11 protein-coding genes are annotated in these 24,476 nt (G+C 72.9%); 4 read left to right on the top strand and 7 right to left on the bottom strand.

What is annotated here, in order from left to right:
- The first annotated feature begins 325 nt into the window (after window positions 1-325).
- Window positions 326-3,184, top strand: coding sequence for a M36 family metallopeptidase (locus SLP03_RS22895; RefSeq protein WP_319462686.1), 2,859 nt, complete (start codon window positions 326-328; stop codon window positions 3,182-3,184).
- 333 nt (window positions 3,185-3,517) lie between these two features.
- Window positions 3,518-4,075 (top strand): excalibur calcium-binding domain-containing protein, encoded by a 558-nt coding sequence (locus tag SLP03_RS22890; RefSeq protein ID WP_319462685.1) that lies wholly within the window; start codon window positions 3,518-3,520, stop codon window positions 4,073-4,075.
- A gap of 38 nt (window positions 4,076-4,113) precedes the next feature.
- Here SLP03_RS22890 and SLP03_RS22885 read toward each other — a convergent pair whose 3' ends face one another.
- The 6 genes from SLP03_RS22885 to SLP03_RS22860 form a co-directional block, all read right to left on the bottom strand.
- On the bottom strand, window positions 4,114-4,413 hold the full coding sequence (locus tag SLP03_RS22885) for a hypothetical protein (protein WP_319462684.1): 300 nt from the start codon (window positions 4,411-4,413) through the stop codon (window positions 4,114-4,116).
- Window positions 4,414-4,652: 239 nt separating this feature from the next.
- Window positions 4,653-5,729, bottom strand: coding sequence for a hypothetical protein (locus SLP03_RS22880; protein ID WP_319462683.1), 1,077 nt, complete (start codon window positions 5,727-5,729; stop codon window positions 4,653-4,655).
- Between the two features lie 99 nt (window positions 5,730-5,828).
- Window positions 5,829-6,161, bottom strand: a complete 333-nt coding sequence (locus SLP03_RS22875; protein WP_319462682.1) for a hypothetical protein — start codon at window positions 6,159-6,161, stop codon at window positions 5,829-5,831.
- Window positions 6,162-6,177: 16 nt separating this feature from the next.
- Entirely contained in the window at window positions 6,178-7,035 is an 858-nt protein-coding gene (locus tag SLP03_RS22870; RefSeq protein ID WP_319462681.1) for a peptidoglycan-binding protein, read from the bottom strand.
- 1 nt (window position 7,036) lies between these two features.
- Window positions 7,037-7,264: a hypothetical protein gene (locus tag SLP03_RS22865; RefSeq protein WP_319462680.1), complete on the bottom strand. Its 228-nt coding sequence runs from the start codon at window positions 7,262-7,264 to the stop codon at window positions 7,037-7,039.
- Between the two features lie 205 nt (window positions 7,265-7,469).
- The gene (locus SLP03_RS22860; RefSeq protein ID WP_319462679.1) at window positions 7,470-9,173 is read right to left on the bottom strand and encodes a hypothetical protein; all 1,704 of its coding nucleotides are present in this window, start codon (window positions 9,171-9,173) and stop codon (window positions 7,470-7,472) included.
- Window positions 9,174-10,315: 1,142 nt separating this feature from the next.
- Here SLP03_RS22860 and SLP03_RS22855 point away from each other — a divergent pair.
- Window positions 10,316-15,670: a hypothetical protein gene (locus SLP03_RS22855; protein ID WP_319462678.1), complete on the top strand. Its 5,355-nt coding sequence runs from the start codon at window positions 10,316-10,318 to the stop codon at window positions 15,668-15,670.
- 21 nt (window positions 15,671-15,691) lie between these two features.
- Complete coding sequence (locus SLP03_RS22850; RefSeq protein ID WP_319462677.1) at window positions 15,692-23,362, top strand: toxin TcdB middle/N-terminal domain-containing protein; 7,671 nt, start codon at window positions 15,692-15,694, stop codon at window positions 23,360-23,362.
- A gap of 278 nt (window positions 23,363-23,640) precedes the next feature.
- On the opposite strand, the gene SLP03_RS22845 is transcribed toward SLP03_RS22850, so the two are convergent.
- Window positions 23,641-24,468: a hypothetical protein gene (locus tag SLP03_RS22845; protein WP_319462676.1), complete on the bottom strand. Its 828-nt coding sequence runs from the start codon at window positions 24,466-24,468 to the stop codon at window positions 23,641-23,643.
- Window positions 24,469-24,476 lie beyond the last annotated feature (8 nt).

Below are 24,476 nucleotides of genomic sequence, written 5' to 3'. Positions count from 1 at the left end.
CATGATCCAACCCCCAGAGGGAGCCTCCATGCGTATCCGTCCAGCACTGGCCGTCGGGGCGGCCTTCGCCCTGGTCTTGACACTCAGTCCATCCGTCGCTTCGGCTGTCGTCGATGTCGGGTCGCTGGGCATCGATCGGCTCGATGTCCGCCGTACGTCGGAATCGGTGCGACCGACCGATGCTCAGCTTTCTGCGGTGCGCGACCTGGTGGGGGCTGCCGGCGCGGGCACGCGGGTCAGCTGGGACGGGCGGTTTGGTACGCCTCGGACGATTCGCAAGGATGGTGGCTGGCTCACCGGCCCGCGTTCGGGGAGCGCGACGGCGGTGGCCCGGTCGTTCATCGATGCCAGTCGCGGTGTCTTCGGCCTGACGGCGGCGGACGTCGCGGCGCTGACGGTTGTGCGGGATCACGAACTGGTCGGCACCGGAACGCACGTGCTGAACTTCACGCAGACGTACGGTGGTTTGCCGGCGGTGCGCGGTGGGCGTCTCGGCGTAGCCGTCACCAGCGACGGGAAGGTCCTCTCCTACGCCGGCAACTCGACCCGCACCGGTGGGCTCACGGCAGCCCACAAGCTGTCGGCCGGGCAGGTGTTGGAGGGTGTGGCCGGCAAGCTCGCCCCCGGCCTGGCATACACGCCGCAGGCGACCGGTGACCGCGCCGGCTTCCAGGTCTTCGCCAAGGGCCCCTTCGCCGGTGAATCCTACGTGCAGAAGGCGGCGTTCCCGACGCGGGATGGTGCCCGACCGGCGTACCGGGTGCTGTTCATCAAGGCCCTAGATCAGGCGTGGGACACCGTCGTCGACGCGGCCACCGGAGAGACGCTGTACCAGGCGTCCCTGGTGGCGCGCGACGCCGAAGGCACCGTCTACGAGAACTACCCCGGGGCCCCGGCCGGCGGCGCACCCGTCATCAAGTCGTTCGGGCCGACCGCCCAGTCGCCGTCGGGTTACGTCGACCCGACCGGGCTGGTGGGCGTCGCCGGGCCGACGACCTTCGGCAACAACGCCAACACGTACGCCAACTACTCGAACTTCCTGGTCCCCGCGGACCAGGGACCGCGGCCGGTGAGCCCGACCGCCCAGTTCAACTACGCGTACTCCGCGAACTGGGCCCGCAGCAAGGGCCAGGCGGCGCCGCCGAGCTACGCCCTGGATCTCGACCCGGCAGCGACCAACCTGTTCTGGCACCACAACCGCATCCACGACGAGTTCCGGGCGCTCGGCTTCACCGAGTCCGGCGGCAACTTCCAGGTCAGCAACGGAGCCAACGGCGGACAGGGCGGAGACCCGGTCCTCGGGCTGGTCCACGCCGGCGCGGCCAGCGGCGGCGCACCGACGTACACCGGCCGGGACAACGCCTACATGCTCACCCTGCCCGACGGCATCCCCGCCTGGAGCGGCATGTTCCTCTGGGAGCCGATCAACGACACCTTCGAGGGCCCGTACTCCGACGGCAACTTCGACGCCTCGGTCATCGAGCACGAGTACGCACACGGGCTGTCCAACCGGTACGTCAGCGGTGAGGACAACGCCCTCAACACCCACCAGTCCGGCTCCATGGGCGAGGGCTGGGGCGATTGGTACGCGCTGAACCACCTCTACGGCAAGAAGCTCGCCACCACCGCCGTCGTCGGCCAGCACGCCACCGGCAACACCGAACGAGGCATCCGGAACTGGAGCTACGACAAGAATCCCACCGGCTTCGGCGACATCGGATACGACCTCGGCGGCGCCGAGGTCCACTCCGACGGGGAGATCTGGACAGCCACCCTGTGGGACATGCGCAAGGCCCTCGTCGCCCGCTACGGCGAAGCGGCCGGCGGTGAGATCGCCGCACGCCTGGTCACCGACGCGATGCCGCTGTCCCCGGCAGACCCGTCGTTCATCGACATGCGCGACGCGATCCGCACCGCCCTGGGCAACCGCTACCACAGCCGGTCCGACTACGCCGCAATCGTGGACACGGTCTACGGCACCTTCGCCAAGCGGGGCTTGGGCCTGCACGCCGCCAGCAATGGCGGCGACGACACCGACCCCACCCCGTCATACGAGCACGTTAACCCGGCCCGCAACGGCACCCTGACCGGCGCCGTCGTCAACGCCGCCACCGGCAAGCCGATCCCCGGCGCCCACATCAGCCTCGGCGTCTTCGAAGCCAGGGTCACCCCGCTGCGGACCTCGTCTACCGACGGCGGGTTCTCCGCCCCGGTGACCGCCGGCACCTACCCGGTGACCATCACGGCCGACGGATTCGGCTCCCGCACCTTCCCCGGTGTGAAGGTCACCGCCGGTAACACGTCGGCGTTGCGGTTCGCCCTGGCGCCTAACCTGACGTCCGCCGCCAACGGCGCCACCGTCGTCTCGGCGACCGCGACCGGTGCAGGACGGCTGATCGACGACACCGAGGCGAGCAGCTGGAAGGCCGCACCGGACACCGGCAACGCTGTGATCAAACTGGCCGCCCCGGCGGAGATCTCGTCGGTCCAGGTCAGCGCCTTCACCACCTCCCGATTCGAGGGGCTGCGCGGGTTCACGCTGCAGACCTCCACCGACGGGGCGAACTGGCAGACCGTCCTGACCAAGGCCGACGCGTTCGGCTACCAGACGCCCCGCCCCACCGCACCCGACCTGCACTACAAGCAGTTCACCCTGGCGAAGCCGGTACAGGCGCAGTACGTGCGGCTCTGGACCGACACCGCGCTCGGCGAGACGAAAAGCAACGTGCAGACCGCCGAACTGCAGGTCTTCTCCCAGACCGCCACCGGGGTCGAGCCGCTGCCGCCGTCACCGCCGGACGCGCCGGTTACCGACACCGGGGTGATCGTCACGGGCAACTCGTCCACCGGCACGGCCGACGACGCCACGGGCGTGACCGCCACCGCCTTCAAGACCACCTGTGCGGTGCCTGCCGCGCCAGCGCAGGGCGCCGACGGGTGGGTCACCAAGCTGCCGGACAGTTTCGGCGACGGAGCCCACGAGGCGCAGGTGCACAGCGACACCGCCACCCCCTACGACTTCGACCTGTACTTCTACGACGAGTCGTGCACCCTGCTCGGCGCCGCGGCGTCGTCGGCCGCCGACGAGTCCGGCACGATCCCGAGCGGGGCCCGCTACATCCTGACCCAGCTGTGGCTTGGCACCGCGGTGCCGTTCACACTCACGGCGACCGACACGAGGTGATGTAGGGGCCGCGGTGTGCCGGAACGGCGTCCTCCTGAAGCTGTCCGCGCCGCCTGTCGGGTGGTAGCGGCCGGATGCCCGGCAGCGACCACCCGACGCCACACCGGCCGGCCGCACGCCGGAAGCGTCGCCGGATCTTCGCATGAGATCTGGCGCGCGTCGGTCGAAGGTGCCTAAGCTGCGGCACTGGCCCCCGACCAATGCCAGCGCGCCCGGCCGCTCAGAATGACCAGGTCGGGGCGGGGATGCCGCCTCACTCCTCGCCTACACCCTCGCCCCGGCCTGGTCCTGCGCCGGACCCGAATAGCCACCCCACAGCCAGGAGCAGCCCCGATGACGACACCTACGCCGTCCCACGGCGGCCCGCACGAGGTGCCGCTGGACGACACCGCAGTCCTGCCGATGTATCCCGCGTCTCCCGCTCCGGCCAAGAGGAAGGCATTGCCATGGCTGATCGCCGGCGTCGCCATCGTGGGGCTGTGTTGCGGCGGCGCAGTGATTTACGCGGTGGACGACGGCTCCGACACGGCGCAGCCCTCTGCCAGTAGCACGACGCCCGACAACCGCTTCGTCGACGTCGATGCCAGTCCGACCCCGACCGTAGCGGAACCGGTCGCGTCGGCTCCCCTCGTGGAGGGAAGCACCGCCAAACCCACGACTGCGGGGCCGAAGGTCTCCGCCAAACCGACGGCCACGCGTGCCAACAGTCCACGACCGGCCCCGACCAGCACCAGGCCAAAGCCTCCACCGACGCCGGTGACTGACCCTCGCTTCGGCACCTGCAAGGAGGCGAACGCAGCCGGCTACGGCCCGTACCGCAGGGGCATCGATCCGGAGTACGCCTGGTACCGCGACCGCAACGGCGACGGCCTGGTGTGCGAACGGCGGTGACGCCTACGTGATCAGCGCCGTCGATGGGAGATGAGCGGCTAATGCTGTTCGGGACGCCGAGCGGCTGACGGGCGGAAGCGGCAACGGTCCAGGGCTATCACCCCGTCCTCGCGGCGGTCAAAGCGCTGGTACAGGTCAGGCGCGTCCGCGAGGCTGCCGTGGTGGGTGACAAATGCGCCGGGCCTGGCCCGGCCGGAGACCACCAGGTCGCGCAGCAGCCGGGTGTAGCGGCGGTCGTGGGTGCGGCCGAACCGGACCGCGACCAGCCGTGCCGCGTCCGAGATCACCTGGTCGGGGCGTTCACGATCGCGGGCCTGAAACCCCACCGCATCGACCACCTTGTCTGTCCCGTGCACGACCCAGGATAGGCCGGTGGGCCCCTGGCCCCGCTGCCTGCGGGGTCCCGCCAGATGGCGGGACCCCGCAACCGTGGCGGCCCGCTGGGGCGCCCCGCCGCCGAACGGCCCCGAGGCGGGCCTTCCAGCGGCGGGTCATCGCCGAGGCGGCGGCGGATGGCACCGTATGGAGGTTGATGACGACCGTACTGGTTGTCCGCCCTGGGCGGAGCTGACCGGGATCAGTCCCGTACCCAGGTGAAGGTGACCCGCGCGCCGGCTGGTAGTCGGTCTAGGTCGTTCAGCTCCAGCACGCCGGTTACCGCGCCGAACAGCTTGGCCTTGCGTAGCCGGAGCTGCCCCTCGGGAAGCTGGTAGCGGTAGAGCCCGTTGGCGTCGGTGCGCTTGCTGTCCTGCACCGCGATGGTCCAGTCCCCGTCCTTCGCGTGCAGGCCCAGCTCCTTGCGCCAGGTCAGGCCGGTGCCAAGGTTCAGCACGAACTCCACCTCGTCCGCTGGCTTCGCCCCGGCCTCGATCCGGTAGTCGACCGCGTCGTGGTCGCGGGTGATCAGCTGCCCCGCCGACCGTTCCGACCAGGCCGGCAGGTGGGAGGCAGGCAGCGGGTTACCCTTTGGCAGGGCGGTCAGGGAACCGTCCGGCACCACACCGACCCGGTCCCAGCGCAGCCCGAGCGCGGTGAACGTGACCGGGTCCGGCACGTGCCGCAGCGCCCCGTCGACCACCAGGTAGACCGGATCCTGGTGCTCCTCGCGCAGCACCGTGCCGTCCACCGGCACCGGGCGCAGCGCCCGCAGCGAGTCGCGCGGCAGCACCCGGACGTCGGCCCAGCTGAACCCGAGGCGGACCAGGGTGTCCGGGTCGGGGATGTGGAAGCCGTGCCCGCCATAGGTGACGTACACCTCCGCGCGGTCGATCTCCCGGAGCAGGACGCGGTCCCCGGGCGCGTCGGCGACGTACGACGTGGACCCGTCCGGCAGCTCCACCACCTCGTTCCAGTGCAACCCAAGCCGGTCGAACTCCTGCGGGCTGGTCACCCAGAACTTCGCCCCGCCGTGCACCACATAAATCCGGGGGTCGGAGCGGTCGCTGAGCAGCTTTCCCCCGGTGAGGTACCAGGGCAGCCGCGGCGCGTACCGCTCCACGAAGAAGCCGCGCCACTGGTCGCCGTTGCCCTGCCGCACCACCCGGTCGGCCGGGTCGTACGCGGTCTTGAACTCGAGCACGTCCTCGCGGCGGGCGTACCGGTTGTCCCAGATGAAGACCCGGGTCCGCTCGCCCTCTTCGTAGCCGTACGCCACCACCTGGTGGTCGTTGCCGAAGCCGCCCGGGTCGCGGGACTGGCACAGGCCCAGCGGCTGCGGGAGCCCCTGGTCGAGGAGCTGCTTGAGCTTGGGGAACTACTCCTCGCGAGTCATCCGGGCCACGCCGATTCCGTTCAGGGTGGTCGGGTGGTCCGGCGTCCGCATGAACTGGAAGTACATCGGCCAGTTGTCGACGATGCTGGTGATCAGTCGGTCGTAGATGTAGTCGGCGACCGGGTTGCCGTCCTGCGGCAGGGCGCTGGCGGCGGGCACCGGCAGGCGCTGGTGCCAGTGGTCCAGCGCGGCGAACGCCATTCCGCCGCACCGGCCCTTGGTGTCGGTGATCGGCAGGCCGGCGATCTTGATGTGGTTGGTGAAGCCGTTGGTGAAGGCGTAGCCGTCCCGAGCCGGGCGGAAGGATACCCGCATGAGAACTCTCCTGAGGTCAGTAGGTGACCCGGACACCCATCTGGGTCCAGGTGAGGCGGCCGACGACGCCGTCGTCGGTGAGGCCGCGCATCCGCTGGTACCAGCGGACGCCCGCTTCGGTGCGCTCGTCGAAGTCGGCGCCGGGCTGGCCGCAGCGGCGCGCGCCGACGAAGCGTTTGACGAAGGCCACGTCCGGGCCGCTGCTGCCGCGCCGGATGGTTCGGCAGCCTGGCATCTGGCCGGCGGGCGGGGGTGGAGGCGCGGTGGCCTGCCGCAGCGCGGTGAGGGTGGCCGGGCCGACGACCGCGTCGGCCACCAGCGCGCGGGACTTCTGGAACGCGCGTACCCACGCCGTGGTCCGGGGGCCGAAGTCCCCGTCGACGGTGAGGCCAGCGCCGACCCGGTTGGCCAGGGTCTGCAGTTCCCGGACGTCGCCGCCCCGGCAGCCGTTCCGCAGCACCCGGTCGCCCAGCCGGGTGGCCGGCGACGCGGCGATGCCCCACGGCCGCTGGCTGTCCTCCAGCGAACGCTGGTGGCTGACGCTGACGTGCAGGTGCTTGTTGTGCGGGTTGGTGCCGTTGTAGCGGGCGGCCGTGAAGCCCCGGGTGCGGCTCCAGATCACCCGGTTGTAGATGACGTACTGGCAGGACGGGTGGGTGATGCATTGGCGGACCACGAGCAGCGGGTCGATGCCGTCGACGTCCACGTCGATTGCGTTGACCGAGCGGTCGTCGCCGTCCGGGTTGTGGTCCGACCGGCGCGACTGGTGGTCGGCGTCGCCGATCCAGCCGTCCGAGGTCCGGTCCCGGTGGGGCCACCGGGTGTTGATCTCCTCGCGGAGCACCCGCAGGGTGGGTGCCAGGTGCACGCTCACGTCACTGCTCCTCGTCCGTGGAAAGGTCGTACTCGACCGCCTCCCCGATGAGGGTCTCCGGGTCGTCGTCCTCCTCGAAGACGGTCACCTGGTAGTCACTGTCGACGCTGGCGGTGTCCATCACCGTCGCCTCCGGTCTCTGCTCGGGCCGGCGCTCCGCGGCGGGTTCCGCGCCGGCGTGCCGCGCCCTCGCGCCTTCGGCGGTACGCGGCCGGGTTCCTGCGTCCACTGTCGAAACCGCAGGTCGCGGCGGCAAGGGATGAGTCGGCTATCGGCGACGCGACCACCCGGGTGGTGGCCGGGTGCCGCCGATCGAGAAGCCGGCTCGCCGATTGGCAGGTTCACCCGGGTGGATCGGTGGACCTCGGGCGGAACATCGGCCGGCGGTCCGCCCGGCTGATCGGGCGGTCAGCCCACCGGTTCGGACAGGCGGGTCAGCCCGGCAGGTCGGTCAGCGCGGCGCGCACTGCCGCCGTCAGGTCCGCCCGGGACAGGCCGGCGGCGTCCGCGGGCAGCGCCGCGACCACCCGCGCCGCCACCGCCTCGGCGAGGGCGTCCACATCGACCGGCCTGGCGGCGGCCTGCTCCGCGGGCCTGAGGACGACCGGTGCGCCCTCGGCCGGCCGTCCGACCCGCACGCTCCCGGCGTCCGCGTCTGCAGCCGGCGGTGCGGCCAGGGCCTCGACGTTCCCGCACGGCGCCGGCAGCGCCGCCAGCAACGCCCGTACGCCCGCCGGATCGGCGCTCTGCCGGGCGACCACCTCGCCGATCGCGCGGACCGTCAGCACCAGCTCGTTGAGAACCCCGAGGGTGGACATGCCCTGCGGGATCCCGCCGCCGGTGTATTGCCACGGCAGGGCCCGCAACTGCGTGGCGACGGCCGGGTCCTTCAGCAGGGCGAGCAACTGTTTGGCGTCCATGCCGTTCTCCTCCGTCAGCCCCCAGGGGAGCTGGTCCCGCTTCGCGTCGCCGGTCGGTCGGACGCCCAGGTGCAGGCGCCCCGGGCCGGGATCGGTGCCGGCGTACGGGCGTCGGGTCCAGCGGTCGTCGGCCCGCGCGGCGGCGCCCGCCAGGATCCATTGGTTGGCGGCCGGATGCCGTTGGAACGCGGCGAGCAGCGCCGCCGTGCCCAGCCCCGTCACGTCCACATCGATCGCACGTACGTCGCCGAGGGTGTCGGGCCGGTGGTCGACGTGGTGGCCGGAGTCCACCACCACCCGGCCGGCGCCCGGCCAGCGCTGGGCGATCTCGCCGCGCAGCGTCTCCAACGCGGGGGCGAGCCGGCGGGGCGCGGCCGCCTCCTGCGCGATCAGGTCCCGCAGCGTCTGCTGCTCGACCGTCCGATCGGTGAGGTCACCCTCGTCGCGGTGGTAGTGCGACCATAGCTGGCATCCGTTCGCCTTCGCCCAGGCGTGCATCCGCCGGTACCAGTCCGCGCAGCGGCTGCCGTCGGGATCCAGGTCCACTGGGAAGCCACCGGCCCGGGTGATCCGCGGATGGTTGATCTCGGCGATGCCCCACGGCTTGCCTGTCGCGGCGGAGAGCTCCACCATGATCGCCAGGGCGGCGGCCGGGTCCTCGTAGCCGGCCGGGCGGAACGGGTTGCGGGCCGTCGGGTCGTAGGGGTACCAGTCGGCGAGGACCAGGTCGACCGCGTCGGACTCGTGCTCCGGCCACCAGGTACGCCAGTCGTTGACCCGCCGCCCGGTGGCGTCGACCCGGCGTACCCACTGCAGGGTCCAGCAGACCGCGAGCCGCAACCGGCCGTCGTGCCGGGCGGGGTGGTCGCCGACCTGGTTCCGGGTGCGGGTCCAGGACCGGCGGAACGCCGCCGGGGCGGGGTCGCCGCCGCTCTGCTGCTCCGGCTCGTGGTGCGGGACCAGGATCAGCCGCCCGATCCGCCCGGTCGCCTGCCAGGCGGCGACGAACGCGGCGGCGTCCACGTCGGGGTCCTTGTGGGAGATGATCACGTCGGCGTCGGCGGGCACCTGCGCCAGCCGCTGCCGCTGGTCGGTCCAGGCGGTGGGGGGCAGCCCGTCGCCGGGGCCGAAGAAGATCCGTATGCAGCTCGTCCCCGGATAGGCGGCGAGCATGCCCGGCACCGGGCGGGTACCCGGGCACCATCCGGTCGGCATCATGCCGGCCTCCTCCTGGTCGAGCGGACGGTCGGGTCGGGGGAACCGTCGCGGCACCGGCTGCGCCCGTGCCGCCGCGCGGACGGTGCCGATCCTGATTCAAGCCGCCCGCCCCCCACCGCGCCTACCGGCGCAACAGCGCGATGTTCGGGCCGCTGGTTGACCACCATCGGGTCCATGAGGGGCGGACCAACCCGATCAGTCGGGATCCAGCATCCACTTAGGCGCTTTCGGTGACGGGGACCCGACGGCGGCTTGTCCTCGGCGCCGTCGATGCACTAACAACCGGCGCGCACAAGCGCAGGCGGGCCACGATGAGGCGGGACCGGGCGGTCAGACACCGCCGGAGTCACCACCGCCGGTGAGCCGCCCTGGGTTTGTGGCTCCATCCCGTGAGGAGATGGAGTCATGGCACGACGGAGCAGGTACTCAGCTGACTTGCAGACCCGGGCGATGAGGCTGGTGGCCGAGGCCCGACCGGAGCACGACACCGAGTGGGCGCCGATCACGTCGGTGGCTCACAAGCTCGGGGTCAGCTGAGACGCTGCGCACGTGGATCCGCCAGGCCGAGGTCGACGCCGGCCAGCGGCATCTACGGAGTGTGCAAGAGCCTCCGACGCCAAGTCCGGGTTCGGCATCTGGGTCAACGAGATGCCCGAGGCCGGGCAGGGCCCGATGGTCGGCTCGGCCACCTTCACCAACCTCCGGCTGAGCGACAACTACCAGGACATCCGAAATACCACCAGTACGTTCACCATCAACCGCAACTGGCCGTCCCGATCGGCGCCGTCGGGAGGAGCACCATCCTCCCGACGGCGCCTCCCGTTCGCGGGCAATGCGCGCTGGCGGTACGTGCCGGCACTGGTCCGCCGATCAGCCCGACGGTGTGGCGGAAAGCCGACAGGCACGTCATGGACGCCGCCCGGCTGGCCTACGGTCCAACCAGCCGCCGACGCTGGGGCCCCGGTCGGCAGCTGTACCGCCCGTCCCGCACCGTCCCGAACCCGCGCGACCCGGACCCGAGCTCCGGTGAGCCGGCCGACGGCCCGCCCGGCCGTACGCGTGCCGCCGGCGGACCGGCCACGGCGCCGGTGACGGGCCGACCGATTCCGCGCCGAGTGCCTGTGTCCGAGGGGGGACCGCGCATGTCCACCGACGAGTTGAGCAGCTCGATACCGACCGCCCGTAAGGCGAGCCTTCTGCCGATCGACGGCGGCGGAGGCTACCCCGATCCGACCCCGATACCGCCGAAGGTCGGTATCAGCTCCCCGGCGGGCGGCGCCACCGTGTACGGGGCGGAGCCGGGCATGCTTTTCACCGTCTCCGGCACCTACTCGGCCGGGACCTACTCGGTGTCGGGCGTCACCGTCAGGATGGACGGCTTCACCTACCCGGCGACGCTCAACTCGGCCACCAAGACCTGGTCGGCCGCCGTCCGCGCCTACCGGGCCGGTTCGGACACCATCACCGCCACGGTCTCCGCCGAGGACATCGACGGCCCGGTCGACGTGTCCACCTCCCGCAGTTTGGTGGTGGCCCTGACCAGCGCGGTGCCGGTGCTGACGGTGAGCCAGCCGGTGGCCGGTCAGCCGGTGACCCTCCAGGAGGCCGGCGCGACCATCGCCGTCACCGCCACCACCAGCACCGACTACGGGGCCCGCTCGATGCGAGTCACCTGCGGCGACAAGACCCAGGACATGGCGCGGTCCGGGGCCACGTACACCGGCTCGGCGTACCTGTCGCCGCTGCCGCTCGGCCCGCGTGCGGTGACCGTGAGCTGCACCGACTCGGCCGGCAACGTGGGCAGCCGGACGGTCACCGTCACCGCCGTCGACGGGGCGGCCCCGCACCCGCAGATCACCTACCCCGCGCCGGGTCTGGTCATCCCCACCGCCACCGCCTCCTGCACTGTCACCGTCACCGGCACCGGCACCGACACCCAGAGCGGGATGTCCGGCGGGTCCGCCACCGTCGGGGTGGGACAGACCTCCACCGCACCCACCCAGACCGCCACGCCCGTCGGTGGCACGTACGCCAACTGGCGGGCCGACGTCGCGGTCACCGGGTACGGCGCACACACCGTGTACGTCTGGGCCACCGACGCCGCCGGGAACCGCACCGGTCCGGTGTCTGTGCCGTTCCAGCTCGTCAGCACGTACATGCCGCCGGACCTGCCGGCCCGGCTCGACGGGCGGGCCTACCTCGCCGCGCTGCTGGCCTTCGCCCAAGAGCGGGTGACCACCCCGCAGGGGGCGCTCAACACCGCCCAGCTGGTCTCGGTGCTCGTCCAGCACCTCGACAAGATCAGCGAACCGGCCACCCCGGCGGCCGACGTGGGCCGGCAGGAGGTCAACCAGCTCCGGGTGCCGGTGGAACTGCTCCGCGCCTACCTCGCCGCCAAGGGCATCTCCACGGCGCCGGGCGCGGCCGGCGAGGCGGGCTACCTGTCGGCTGCGTACGCCGCGCTGCTGGCCGGCCTCGGCACGTCGTACACCGAGCTGCGGCTGGCCCGGGGCGCCGCGACGGCGGACCGGCAGGCGCTCGCCGCGCGGCTGGGCATCCCACTGTCCTCCACCCGTCCGGATGAGCTGGACAAGCTGGTGCTGGACGGCCCGGCGCTGACCGAGGCCGCGCTGGAAACCCTGTTCGGGCTGCTCAGCACCCTCGTCGACCCGCTCGCCCGCACCCCCGTCGTGCCCCGCGTGCAGGAGTGGCAACTGGCCGGTCTGGCGGCCCGGTGGGCGGCGGCGGACCAGGCGCCACCCGGACCCCGCGCCTACGCCGTGCTGGTCGACCCCGACGTGATCGGCCCGGCGGACGTGGTCGCCGGCCCCGCCGGGGACCCGGTACGGCAGCTGCTCGCCGCGCGGTCAGCCACCCTCAGCTCGTTCGCGCAGTCGCTGGACAGCGCCCGGCGCGGCGCGGCGAATCCGACCGCCGGCCTGGCCGCGATGCTCAACCTCGCCCTGCCCGGGGTCGACCTGGCGGCCCTGGAGACCGCCGAGCGCGGCGGCACCGACATCGGCCCCGCCCTGGAGGCCGCGAACCTGACCCGCGCCGGCTTCGCCTATCTGCGGCAACTCGCCCGGCTCAGCCAGGCCACCGGCACCGGGAACCCGGTCACCGAGGCCGAATCGGCGGACGCGGTCGCGGTGCTCGTCGGCGTCCGCCGGTGGTCCCTGTACCCGACCTGGCGCGGCCAGGAGGGCGGCATCTCCGTCTCACCCGCCCTGTTCCGGCCCGACCAGACGGTCCCGCAGGTCAACCCGCTGCGCGCCGACCCGGCGGCCAGGGTGGCCTGGCAGAGCACCCTCGCCTCGCGGGTCGCCCAGCAGCAGGCGCTGCTCGACGGGTACGCCGACGCGGTCGCCGCGGCGGAACAGGCCGCGCTGCCGATCCTGCGGGACGCGCTGCTGTCGGACGTGGCCGCCGCTCCGGCCGGCGCCGCGCCGCCCGGCACCGGCGACATCGGCGAGCGGATGACCGGGCTCTACCAGATCGACATGAAGGCCGGCGGCACGCTGCGGACCACCCGGCAGGCCCAGGCCATCGAGAGCCTGCAGTCGCTGCTGTTCGCGATCCGCTCCGGCGAGCTGCCCACCAACCACCCCGCCGTCGCCTGGCAGCTCACCGGCGGCCGGGCCGAGTTCGACAGCGCCTGGCGGTGGATGGGCGACCAGGCGAGCTGGCAGACCGCCATCCAGACGTTCCTGTTCCCGGAACGCCACCTCGACCCAGCCCTGCTGCTGCCCCGGGCCACGCCGCCCGCCCCGATGGACGCGCTCTGGTCGGGCATGGCCGGGTCCGGGCCGTTCAGCGCGGTCGACGCGGCCAACGCCGCCGCCGCGTACCTGGCCGCGCAGCGCGCCGCCAACAGCGCCTTCCCGTCCTTCAGCTACCTCGACCCGCAGCACACCGCGGCACACCAGAGCACGCTGGCCAACCTGTCCAGCACGATCGCGGCCACCAACGCGACGCTGGCCCGGGAGGTGTTCTGGGCGGTGCCGCTGCTGATCGCGCAGCGGCTGCAGGCGGCGGGGGAGTACCTGGCCGCGCTCGACTGGTACTGGCTGGTCTACCCGTACGACGCGGTGGTGCCGTCGGTGTTCCCGTCCTCGTACCACGTGGTCAACAGCGAGCTGGCCGCGCCGCCGGTGCGGCCGAACCTGACCTTCCCGCCAGGGTGGACCGCCGACCTGAACCCGTTCCACCTGATCGCCGGCCGACCGGCCCCGTACACCCGGTACGCCCTGCTGGCCCAGGCGCGCTGCCACATCGACTACGCCGACGCCGAGTTCACCCGGGAGACCGACGCGTCGATCGCCCGTGCCCGTGGGCTCTACCTGACCGCCGCCATGCTGCTCGCCCACCCGTGGCTCGCGCCGGTGGCGCCGACCAACGCCGGTGAGCCCACCCTCGCCATCCCCGAGCTGACCACCCTGGCCAACCGGGTCCAGGTCCAGCTCGCCAAGCTGCGGCAGGGCCGCAACATCGCCGGAATGGCGCGTACCCAGGGGGCGATGGCCTCGACCGGGATCAGCCAGCCCACGCCCTACCGGTACAAGGTGCTGATGGAGCGGTGCCGGCAGCTGGTCGCCCAGGCCACCCAGGTCGAGTCGACCTACCTGGCGGCGCTGGAGAAGTACGACAGCAAGACGTTGCAGCTCTACGACGCCCAGAAGGCGCTCGCCGTCTCCGATGCGCAGGTGGACCTGCAGGCGGCCCGGGTCGCCGAGGCCGGCGACGCCGTCGTGGTGGCGCGCGACCAGCAGGCCAAGTCGGCCGTGATCGTGCAGAACTACCAGGCCAACATCGCCGCGCCGCCGAACAACTACGAGAAGCGGCTGCTGGACGGCTACGGCGCGATGCGGGACGTCAAGAATGTGATCGCAGTCGCCGACACGGTAATCGGGGTGGCCCAGGCGGCGTCCACCGCCACCGACATGTTCAAGGAGGCATTCAGCTTCGGCGGCGCCGGCGTGGCCGGCGCCGCGATGGGCGCGGCCAGCATCGCCAAGGGCATCGCCAGCGGAGTGCTCAACGACCTGGAGTCGCAGATGCAGGCCAACCAGCTGATGGCCGGCATCGAGCAGCGTCGCAGCGAGTGGCGGACCCAGCTGGCGGCGGCGCAGCAGGACGCCATCGTCGCGGCGGCCCAGGTCACCGTGGCCAACGATCAGCTGGCGATCGCCAACAAGGAGCACGACATCGCCCAGCTGGGGCAGGCGCAGGCCTCGGCGACCCTGAAGCTGCTGACCACCCAGTTCACCAACGCGGACCTCTACCAGTGGATGAGCCGGACCCTGGGCGAGGTCTACCGCTACTTCCTCCAGCAGGCGACGGCGACCGCCCGGTTGGCCCAGGCCCAGCTCGCCTTCGAACGCGCCGAGCAGCCGCAGCTGCTGGTGCAGAACGACTACTGGCAGTCGCCCGCGGAGCTGACCGCGGGTCGCAGCGGCGCCGACCGGGCGGGGCTGACCGGCGCGGAGCGGCTCGCCGCCGACGTCACCCGGCTCGACCAGTACGCCTTCTCCACCGACCGGCGCCGGCTCAACCTCAGCCAGACGTTCTCGCTGGCCCAGCTGATGCCGGTGGAGTTCCTGAACTTCCGGTCCACCGGGGTGCTCAGCTTCGCCACGCCGATGCGCATGTTCGACGCCGACTTCCCCGGCCACTACCTGCGGCTGATCCGGCAGGTCCGGCTCAGCATGGTCGCCCTCGTACCCCCGAACCGGGGCATCCGGGCCACCCTGTCGTCCAACGGGATCTCCCGGGTGACCGTGCCGCAGACCACCGGCTTCTCCGACATCGTGCTGCGGCACGAGCCGGCGACGGTCGCCCTGACCTCGCCGGTGAACGCCACCGGCATGTTCGACATGGACATGCAGGCGGAGATGCTGCTGCCCTTCGAGGGCAGCGGGGTGGACACCACCTGGCGGTTCGAGCTGCCGCAGGCGGCGAACCCGTTCGACTACAGCAGCATCGCCGACGCGCTGTTGACCGTCGAGTACACGGCGCTGTCCGACGTGGGCTACCGGGTGCAGGTCGTCGACCGGCTCAACCGCGATCGGACGCGGGGCGCGGACTGCGTGTTCAGCCTGGCCAGGGACCGGCCGGACGCCTGGTACACGCTGAACAACCCCGACCCGACGGTGGGCCGCAGCGTGACGCTCAACCTCCGTGACGTCGACCTGCCGCCCAACCTGGAGTCGGTGACCACCACCGCGGTCACCGTCCGGCTGGTCGGCTCCGCGCCGGTGCCGGCGACCACGGTGACGCTGCGGCGCGGCGCGGCTGGTGGCACGGCCGCCACCGCCGACGCCACGGCAGGCACCCGGCGCGGCAACGCACCGGCGTGGGTGCCGCTCTGCGGCACCAGCCCGGGCGGGGACTGGCAGCTCTCCTTCGGCCCGGAGGCCGACGCGCTGTTCGCCGCCGGGCTCGACGACATCCTGCTGGTGATCGGCTGGAGCGGCCAGGCGCCGGTCTGGCCGGCGTGAGCGCGGACCGGAGACGACACCATGGGTAACCAGGAGTCCGGGGACCTGATCAACCTGCCGCCGGGTGGGGGAGCGGTGCGACCGCTCGGCGAGACGTTCCAGCCGGATCTACACACCGGGACCGGCAACTACGCCGTACCGATCGAGCTGCCGCCGGGGCGGCACGGCCTGCAACCGACTATGTCGTTCAGCTACAGCAGCGGCAACGGGGCCGGCCCGTTCGGGCTGGGCTGGACGCTGACCGTGCCGTCGGTGCGGCGCAAGACTGCCCGCCGCATCCCCCGCTACGACGGCACGGACGTGTACGTGCTCGCCGGCAGCGAGGATCTGGTGCCGGTGCCCGGCGGGGCGACCGGCGCGCAGCGGTACCGGCCGCGCGTCGAGGCGCTGTTCGGCCGCGTCGAGCACCTGACCGCCGGCACCAACCACTGGCAGGTCCGCACCGGCAACGGGCTGCGCAGCGTGTACGGCACCCCGCGCCCGGCGGGTGCCAGCGCCGGCTGGTCCGACCCGGCCGTGGTCGCCGACCCGGACGCGGCCGGCCGGGTGCTGTCCTGGCTGCTGTCGGAGACCGCCGACAGCCTCGGCAACCGGATCGTCTACACCTACCAGGGCGATCCGGCCGACGGCCGAGCCCCGCAGCGGTACCTGTCGACGATCGGCTACGCCGACTACCCGGACCCGGACGACCCGACCACCACCCGGTTCCTGGTCCAGGTGCGGCTGCGCTACGAGGCCCGCCCCGACGTCACCTGCGACCGGCGCGCCGGGTTCCCGGTGCCCACCACGCTGCGCTGCACGGCCATCGAGGTGTGGACCGACCCGGGCGTACCCCGGCTGGTGCGTACCGTCGCGCTGCGCTACACGCAGGCCGACAACGGCGCCTCCCTGCTGGCCGGGATCAGGGTCACCGGCCACGACGGGGACGCCACCGAGTCGCTGCCGGAGCTGGAGTTCGGCTACTCGCGGTGGGATCCCACCGCGCACCGCTACCGGGCCCTGAGCGCGCCCGGCGACGCGCTGCCGCCCACCGCGCTGTCCCATCCCGACCTCGACCTGGTCGACCTGTACGGCGACGGGCTGCCCGGCCTGCTGCAACTGTCCGCCGCCGGCTCCCGGTTCTGGCGTAACAAAGGCAACGGGCTGCTGGACCGGCCGCGCACGCTGACCGCCGTACCCGCCGGGGTGGCCCTCGGCGCGGCCGGCGTGCAGCTCGCCGATCTCGACGGCGACGGGCGGCCGGATCTGCTGGTCAGCGATGACCGCCGGGCCGGCTACTTCCCGTGCTCCCGCTCGGGCGGATTCGACCCGCGCGGGTTTGTGCGGTACCGGCGGGCGCCGTCGTTCCGGCTGACCGACCCGGAGACCCGGCTGATCGACCTGGACGGCGACGGGGTCGTGGACGTGCTGCGCACCGGGGCGGTGCCGCAGGTCCACCTGAACAACCGGTCGGCCGGGTGGGTGCCGCAGCAGGTCGGAGCGGGCAGCTCGGTGGCGGGTCTGAGCTTCGCCGACTCGCGGCTGCGGCTGGCCGACATGACCGGTGACGGCCTCACCGACATCGTGCTGGTCAGCGGGGGGCAGGTCCGCTACTGGCCCAACCTGGGCTACGGCCGGTTCGGGCCGCCGGTGGTGCTGCGCGGTCACCTCGACCTCGCCGGGGCCACCCCGGCCAGCGGGCTGGACCAGCGGCGGTTGCTGTTGGGCGACGTCAACGGCGACGGCTGCGCCGACCTGGTCTACGTCGGTCCGGGCTGGGTGAAGGTGTGGGTGAACCGGTGCGGTCAGTCGCTCGGGCCCGGCGTCCTCGTCCGGGGCACCCCCACAGTCGACGACTCCGCGGCGGTGCGCCTGACCGACATGATCGGCACCGGCACGGCCGGCGTGCTGTGGAGCTTCGACAGCCCCCGCGCCGGCCGGATGTCCTTCCTCGACCTGACCGGGGGCGTCAAGCCGTACCTGCTGACCAGCATCGACAACCACGCCGGCACCCGCACCGAGATCAACTACGAGACGTCGGTGCAGCACGCCTCCCGGGACGCCGCCGCCGGCCGGCCCTGGCGCGGCACGCTGCCCTTCCCCGTGCAGGTGGTCAACGCGGTGACCACCGTCGACTCGGTCAGCGCCAGCCGGCTGTCCACCGTCTTCGCCTACCACCACGGGCACTGGGACGGCGCCGAGCGGGAGTTCCGCGGGTTCGGCCGGGTCGACCGGTACGACACCCAGCAGTTCGACCGGCAGGGCGACCTGCCCGCCGAGTCGTACACCCCGCCCGCGCTGACCCGTACCTGGTTCCACCAGGGGCCGGTGGGTCCGGAGGCCGGCGACTGGCAGGAGCTGGACTTCTCCGAGGAGTACTGGCCCGGCGACCCGGACCTGCTCGGCCCCGGTGACCGCAGCACCCTGCCCGCGGGGCTGGACCGGCGGGCCCGGCGCGACGTGGCCCGGGCGCTGGCCGGCCGGGTGCTGCGCACCGAGGTCTACGGGCTCGACGGGTCGTCCCGGGCCGACCGGCCGTACACCGTCACCGAGCACCGCTGGGACGTGCGCGCCGTCGGCGACCCGGCGGCCGAGAGCTGGTCCCGCGCGCCGGTGGTGACCGTGGTGGAGAGCGCCAACCGCACCACCACCTGGGAGCGCGGCGACGACCCGCACATCCGGGTGACCTTCCACAGCGGCTTCGACACATACGGGCGGGTCCGCCGCAGCGCCGGGGTGGCGGTCGCGCGCGGACGCGACCCCCGGCTGGCCGGCCCCGGCGAACCTCCGCTGTGCACGGTCTCCACCGTCGAGTACGCCACCCGCGACGACGCCACCGGGTACCGCACCGACCTGACCGCCCGGGCCGCCGGCTACGAGGTGTTCAGCGACGGCAGCCACACCCTGGCCGAACTCGAACGGGCGCTGGCCGCCGACGCCCTGCCCCGCCGACTGCGCACCTACGCCCGCAACGGCTACGACGGGGAACCGTACGTGGGCCTGCCGTCCGGGCAGCTCGGCGAGCACGGCCTGCTCACCTCGACCACCACCCTCGCCCTCACCGCGGGCATCCTCGGCCGCGACCTGGGCTTGGCCGAGGTCCCGCCCTACCTGCGCCCGCCCACCCCGGCCCACGGGCTGCGCGGGGAGTACTTCCGCGACGGCAACCTCGGCACCCCGGCCTTCGTCCGACCCGACCCGACGGTCGACTTCACCTGGTTCGGCGGCCCCGATCCGGCCCTGGCCCAGCCGGAGTTCTCGGTACGCTGGACCGGCACCCTCACCGCGGCGGTGAGCGGGACGTACACCTTCGACGTCCAGGCGGCCGGGCCGGTGCGGCTGTGGCTCGGCGACCAGCTGCTCGTCGACACCTGGTCGGACGGCCCCGGTGGGCTACCGCCCGGCTCGGACGAGGCCCCGGACGGTCCCCGGACGCCGCTGCCGACCTCGCTGGTCGCGCTGCCCCCGGGAGGGCCGATCGGGGCGCCCGTCGAGGATCCGGTCGAGCTGCCCCCCGGGACGGCGGTGGCGCTCTCGGCCGGCGTCGGGTACCCGCTGCGGCTGGAGTACCGGGCCGACGGCTGGGCGGCCGGGGTGCGTCTGCGGTGGTCCCCGGACGGGCAGGAGTCGGTGCCGGTGCCGACCGGGGCGCTCACCCCGCCCGCCGAGACGGCGGACTGGTCGCCGCGCCACCCGCAGGCGTTCCGCGACACCGTGCCGGACCTCGCCGGCTACCGCTACCTGGCCGGCGACACCGCCGACCCGGCCGGCTACTACGTGGTCACGGGCGCCCGGTTCGACGTGCACGGCGATCCGGCCGGCCGCGGCCTGACCGTGGCGACCCGCGACGCCCTCGGGCACGAGACCCGGGTAACGCACGATGCCTTCGCGATGCTGCCGGTGGCTGTCACCGACCCGGCCGGGCTGGTCCGCACAGCCCGCTACGACTACCGGCTGTTCAAGCCGGACGAGGTGGTCGACGTCAACGGCAACCGCAGCCGCGTCGGGTACACCCCGCTGGGCCTGGTCGGCTGGACCGCGGCGCTGGGCCGGGCGGGCGCCCGCGAGGGCGACACCGTGGATCAGCCCGGCGCCGTGTTCCACTACGGGCTGACCGCCTGGGAGGACAGCGCGCCGCAGGCGCGGCAGCCGAGCTGGGTGCACAGCGTCCGGCGCACTGAGCACCGGTGGACTCTGGTCGCGACCGCGGACGCCGCCCGCGCCGCCGCCGGCCAGCCGCCGCTGACCGACGCCGAGGTCGCCGCGATGTTCCCCGCCGACGAGGCCACCCGCCAGTCGGAGCGCTTCGTCGCCACCCGCACCTACTGCGACGGATCCGGTCGTCCGGTGCAGACCCGTACCCAGGGCAACGACCTCGTCGTCGACGACCTGGGGCTGCCGGCTGAGCCGGGCGCCCCGGCCGGGCCGCTGACCGTGCACTCCACGGGGGTCGACCAGCCGGCGGTGGTGGTCAGCGGCTGGCAGGCCTACGACAACAAGGGCCGGGTGGTCCGCGGCTGGGAGCCGACCCTTGGCCGGGGCTGGGACTACGCGCCCCCGACGGTGGACGGGCTGGCCAGCACCCGGACCTTCTACGACCCGCGCGGTGAGGTGGTCCGCACCGTGCACCCGGACGGCGCGCAGGACCTGATCGTGCGGGGCGTGCCGGTCAACCCGGCCGACCCAGACGTGTTCACGCCCACCCCGTGGGAGCACTACACCTACGACCGCAACGACAACGCCGGGCGTACCCATCCGGAGGCGTCGGCGGCGTGGGCGGCACACCGGAACACCCCGTCGAGCGTGATCATGGACCCGCTGTGCCGGATGCGGGTGTCCACCACCCGCCCCGCGCCGGACGAGGCGCTGCACGCCCGGCACGAGTACGACATCGACGGGCGGCTGCTGTCCATGACGGACCCGGTGGGCCGGCCCGCCGCCCGGTTCAGCTACGACCTGTTGGGCCGGGGCTGGTGGACCTGGGCGCAGGACACCGGCGCCATGGTGACGGTGCGGGACGCCGCGGGCGAGCCGGTCGAGCACCGCGACGCCAAGGGCGGCCTGACCCTGCACGCGTACGACGTGTTGCGCCGGCAGGTGCGAGCGTGGGCCGCCGACCGGGCCGACGCGCCGACCACCCTGCGGGAAGTGACCGTGTACGGCGACGCCGGCCTGCCCGCGGCGGACGCGGCGGCCCGCAACCTGCTCGGCCGCCCATGGCGCGGCTACGACGAGGCCGGCCTGGTGACCTGCGAGGGCTACGACCTGGCCGGCCGACTCACCGGCAGCACCCGGCAGTTGCTCGCCACCGACGTGCTGCTCTCCGCCGGTGCCGACGGCTACGTCGTGGACTGGCAGCCGGCCGCCGGGCAAAGCCTCGACCAGCGGGCGGGCGCGCTTCTCGACCCCGAGGAGTACGCCACCGCACAGACCCACGACGCGCTGGGCCGCCGCACGACGGTCGTATGCCCATCCGACGTGGAGGGACGACGACGCGTCCTCCGCCTGCGCTACGGCCGCTCCGGCGCGTTGACCGGTGTGGACGTCGACGGCACGCCGTACCTGCGGCAGATCCTCTACAACGCCCGGGGACAGCGGGTCGCCGCCTGGCACGGCAACGGCGTCCTCTCCCGCTACCGGTACAGCCGGACCACGCTGCGGGTACTGCGCCAGCACAGCCAGGCGGCCACCATGAGCACCGCCGACGGCGGCATGGTGACCTGGACCCCCACCGGCCCGGTCCACCAAGACCAGGGGTACGACCACGACCTGGTGGGCAACGTGCTCGCCGTGCACGAACGCAGCCCCGGCTGCGGCGTGCCGGGCGCCACCCCGGACGCGCTCGACCGGCTCTTCGGCTACGACCCGCTGTACCGACTGACCGGCGCCACCGGCCGCGAGCACGTGGACCCGCCACCGGCACTGTGGTCGGCCGCGCCGCGCGGCGCCGACCCCACCGCCACCCGGGCCTGGACCCAGACGTACGACTACGACCCAGTCGGCAACCTGATCCGGGTCGCCCACAAGGCGGGCGGGGGCGGGTGGACCCGGACGATGACCACGGCGCCCGACGGGAACCGGGTGGTCAGCCTCGCCGTCGGGCAGACCACCGTCGGCTACCGCCACGACGCCTGCGGCAACCTGGTCCAGGAGGCCGACAGCCGCCACTTCACCTGGAACGCGGCCAACCAGCTCGTCGCCTTCCGCGTACAGGCCGACGGCGCGCCGACCCCGTCCCGGTCCAGCCAGTACCGCTACGACGCGAGCGGCGCGCGGGTGCTGAAGCTGACCCGCGACCAGGGCGGCGGCACAGAGGTCACCGTGTACGTCGACGGCGTCTTCGAACGGCTAGTGGTGACCGGCCCGACCGGCGGCGTCGACCGGTACGACGAGGTGCACCTGACCGACGGCACCACCCGGCTGGCGGTGCTGCGGGTCGGGCCGCCGCTACCCTCGGACGCCCGGCCACCCGTCGCGTACCACCTCGTGGACCACCTCGGGTCCGGCGTCGCCGTGCTCGACGAGCGGGGCGACCCGGTCAACCGGGAGGAGTACACCCCGTACGGCGAGACCAGCTTCGGCAGCTACGCCCGCAAGCGGTACCGCTACACCGGGCGGGAACGCGACGAGGAGAGCGGACTGGCCCGCCACGGCGCCCGGTACTACGCGCCCTGGCTGGGGCGCTGGATCAGCGCCGACCCGGCCGGCCAGGTGGACGGCACCGCCCTGTACACGTACGTGCGGGGCAACCCGCTGCGCCTGGTGGACAAGTCCGGCCTCGCCTCGGTGCCCACCCAACTGGGCACCGGCACCATCGCCGACGGCCAGCTGGCCCAGCTATGGGACAAGGCCGTCAACCAGGTGATGAAGTCAGAAAAGGGCGGGGAGAAGTTCGTCAAGCTGGTCCAGGAGGCGTACGAGTCCAAGGGCATGGGGTCCAACAGGGCCGGCGGCACCGCGATCAACGTGGCGCGGGAGACGTACTCGAAGGTGCGGACCGTGTTTGGCCAGTTGGCGGAGGCGAAGGGCACTTCGCTCAAGGGCGTGCAACTGCATCACCTGTTCGGCAAGGACGGGCTCGGCGGCCTCGCGCACAACCCGTGGGGGGCGCTGGACCCGACCGGCCTCAAGGCGGTCACCGGCAACGCCGGCACCCCGGGGACCCTGCACAACATGCTGCACGAGGCGGAGGCGGCGTTGAAGGGCAAGCCGGCGGAGATGGTCGGCAAGCTCTCCAGGAATGTCGGTGAGGCGGCCAAGGACCTCGGTGAGGGCGCCCAGCGGATCGGACGCTCGCCCGCGGCCGCCGGATTCACCCGGCTCGGCACGATGATCGGCATCGCCGGTGGCGTCGGCACCGCCGTCGCCGGCGTCCAACTGGCCTCCGACCTGCGCGACGGCCGGACGGTGGACGCCATCGGGCACGGGTCGCAGGTGGTGGCCGGCAGCTTCGACCTGGCGGCGATGGCATCGTCGGCCGGCGGCGGGGCCGCCGCCGGCACCACATTGACGACGTCGGTGGTCGCGGCTCCGGTGGTCGCGGTCGGGGGTGCGGTGGCCACCGGCTTCGCGGTCGGCTGGACGGTCGGCGGCGTGATCAATGACCATCTCTCCGCGGACACCCAGCACGCTATCGGTGGCACCGTGAACGAGATCGTCAACGAAGGCGGCTGGAAGCTGCTGTTCACCCACCCCTTTGGCATCGGTATGTAGCGGTGCGCGTGCCGGCGGCGCCCGCCGGCCGCCGGCACGCCCCGCTACAGCCCAGCCAGGGGTCGCGATCGACGGTGCAGCCGTCGGGCGCGGTGGTGAGCGGGTCCCGGGTCCCGGACGTCGAACCGGAACGTCGTTGACCCGCGCGGTCCGCAGCCGTACCCGATCCGGCGTGTCCGCCACCGGCGCGGTCTCGGCCACTTGGCCAGCAGCGTCGACTCGGTCAGCGCCAGCCAGACGGGTTCGGCGGCCAGTTCACGCACTATTGACGGTCGCTCTTAGTTGGCCGGTTTGATCTGGGCGACGGTGTTGCCGCCGAACTCGGCGACCCACAGCTGGCCGTCTACGGCCGCGATCTGGCGCGGGCCCTTGATGTCGGCTACCCGCCCGGTCACCTCGCCGCGCTGCGGGTCGATCCGGACGAGCTGGTTGTCGCCGATGCTGCCGACCCAGACCGAATCGGCGGTCACGGCGACGCCGTCGAGCTGACGGCCGAGGTTGGTGAACCGCTTCTGCACCGTCCCGCTGGCCGGATCGAACTGGGTGAGCCCTTCCCGGTCGGTGACCCAGCCGGAGCCGAAGCCGAACGTGACCTCGGACGGGTTAGGGCCCGCCGTGACCTTGGCGGTAACCCGACCGCTCGCCGGGTCGATCCGCCACAGCTGGTTACTGGACCCGTCCAGGTCGGCGACCCAGACCGCCCCGCCGTAGGCGACCGGGAACCCACCCTTCAAGCCGTCCACAGCGATCGTCCGGACAACCTTCCTGCTACCGGGGTTGATCACGCTGATCGTCGAGTCGCCCTGGTTGACCACCCACAGCTGCCCTGCCACCTGGGCGAAGCCGACCGGGGCGGAGCCGACCGGGATGGTGGCGTCGGGCCGACCGGTGACGGGGTCGATCCGCAGGACGGCCGACATCCCGTAGGCGGCGGCCCAGACGCCGGTGCTGTCGGCGCCTACGGACAGCGGGATCGGCGTCCCGGACAGCTGCACCGTCCGGGCCAGTACCCCCGTACGGGTGTCGATCTGAGCGACCGCAGCGCTGCCGTAGCTGCCGACCCAGAGGGCCGTCGACGTGGCGGACAGTCCGTCCGGATTGGACATCACCGGTA

Source organism: Micromonospora sp. RTP1Z1 (assembly GCF_033804685.1).
Taxonomy (GTDB): Bacteria; Actinomycetota; Actinomycetes; order Mycobacteriales; family Micromonosporaceae; genus Micromonospora.
The sequence above is the reverse complement of the archived record's forward strand: the minus strand, read 5'-3'. Positions and strand labels throughout refer to the sequence as shown.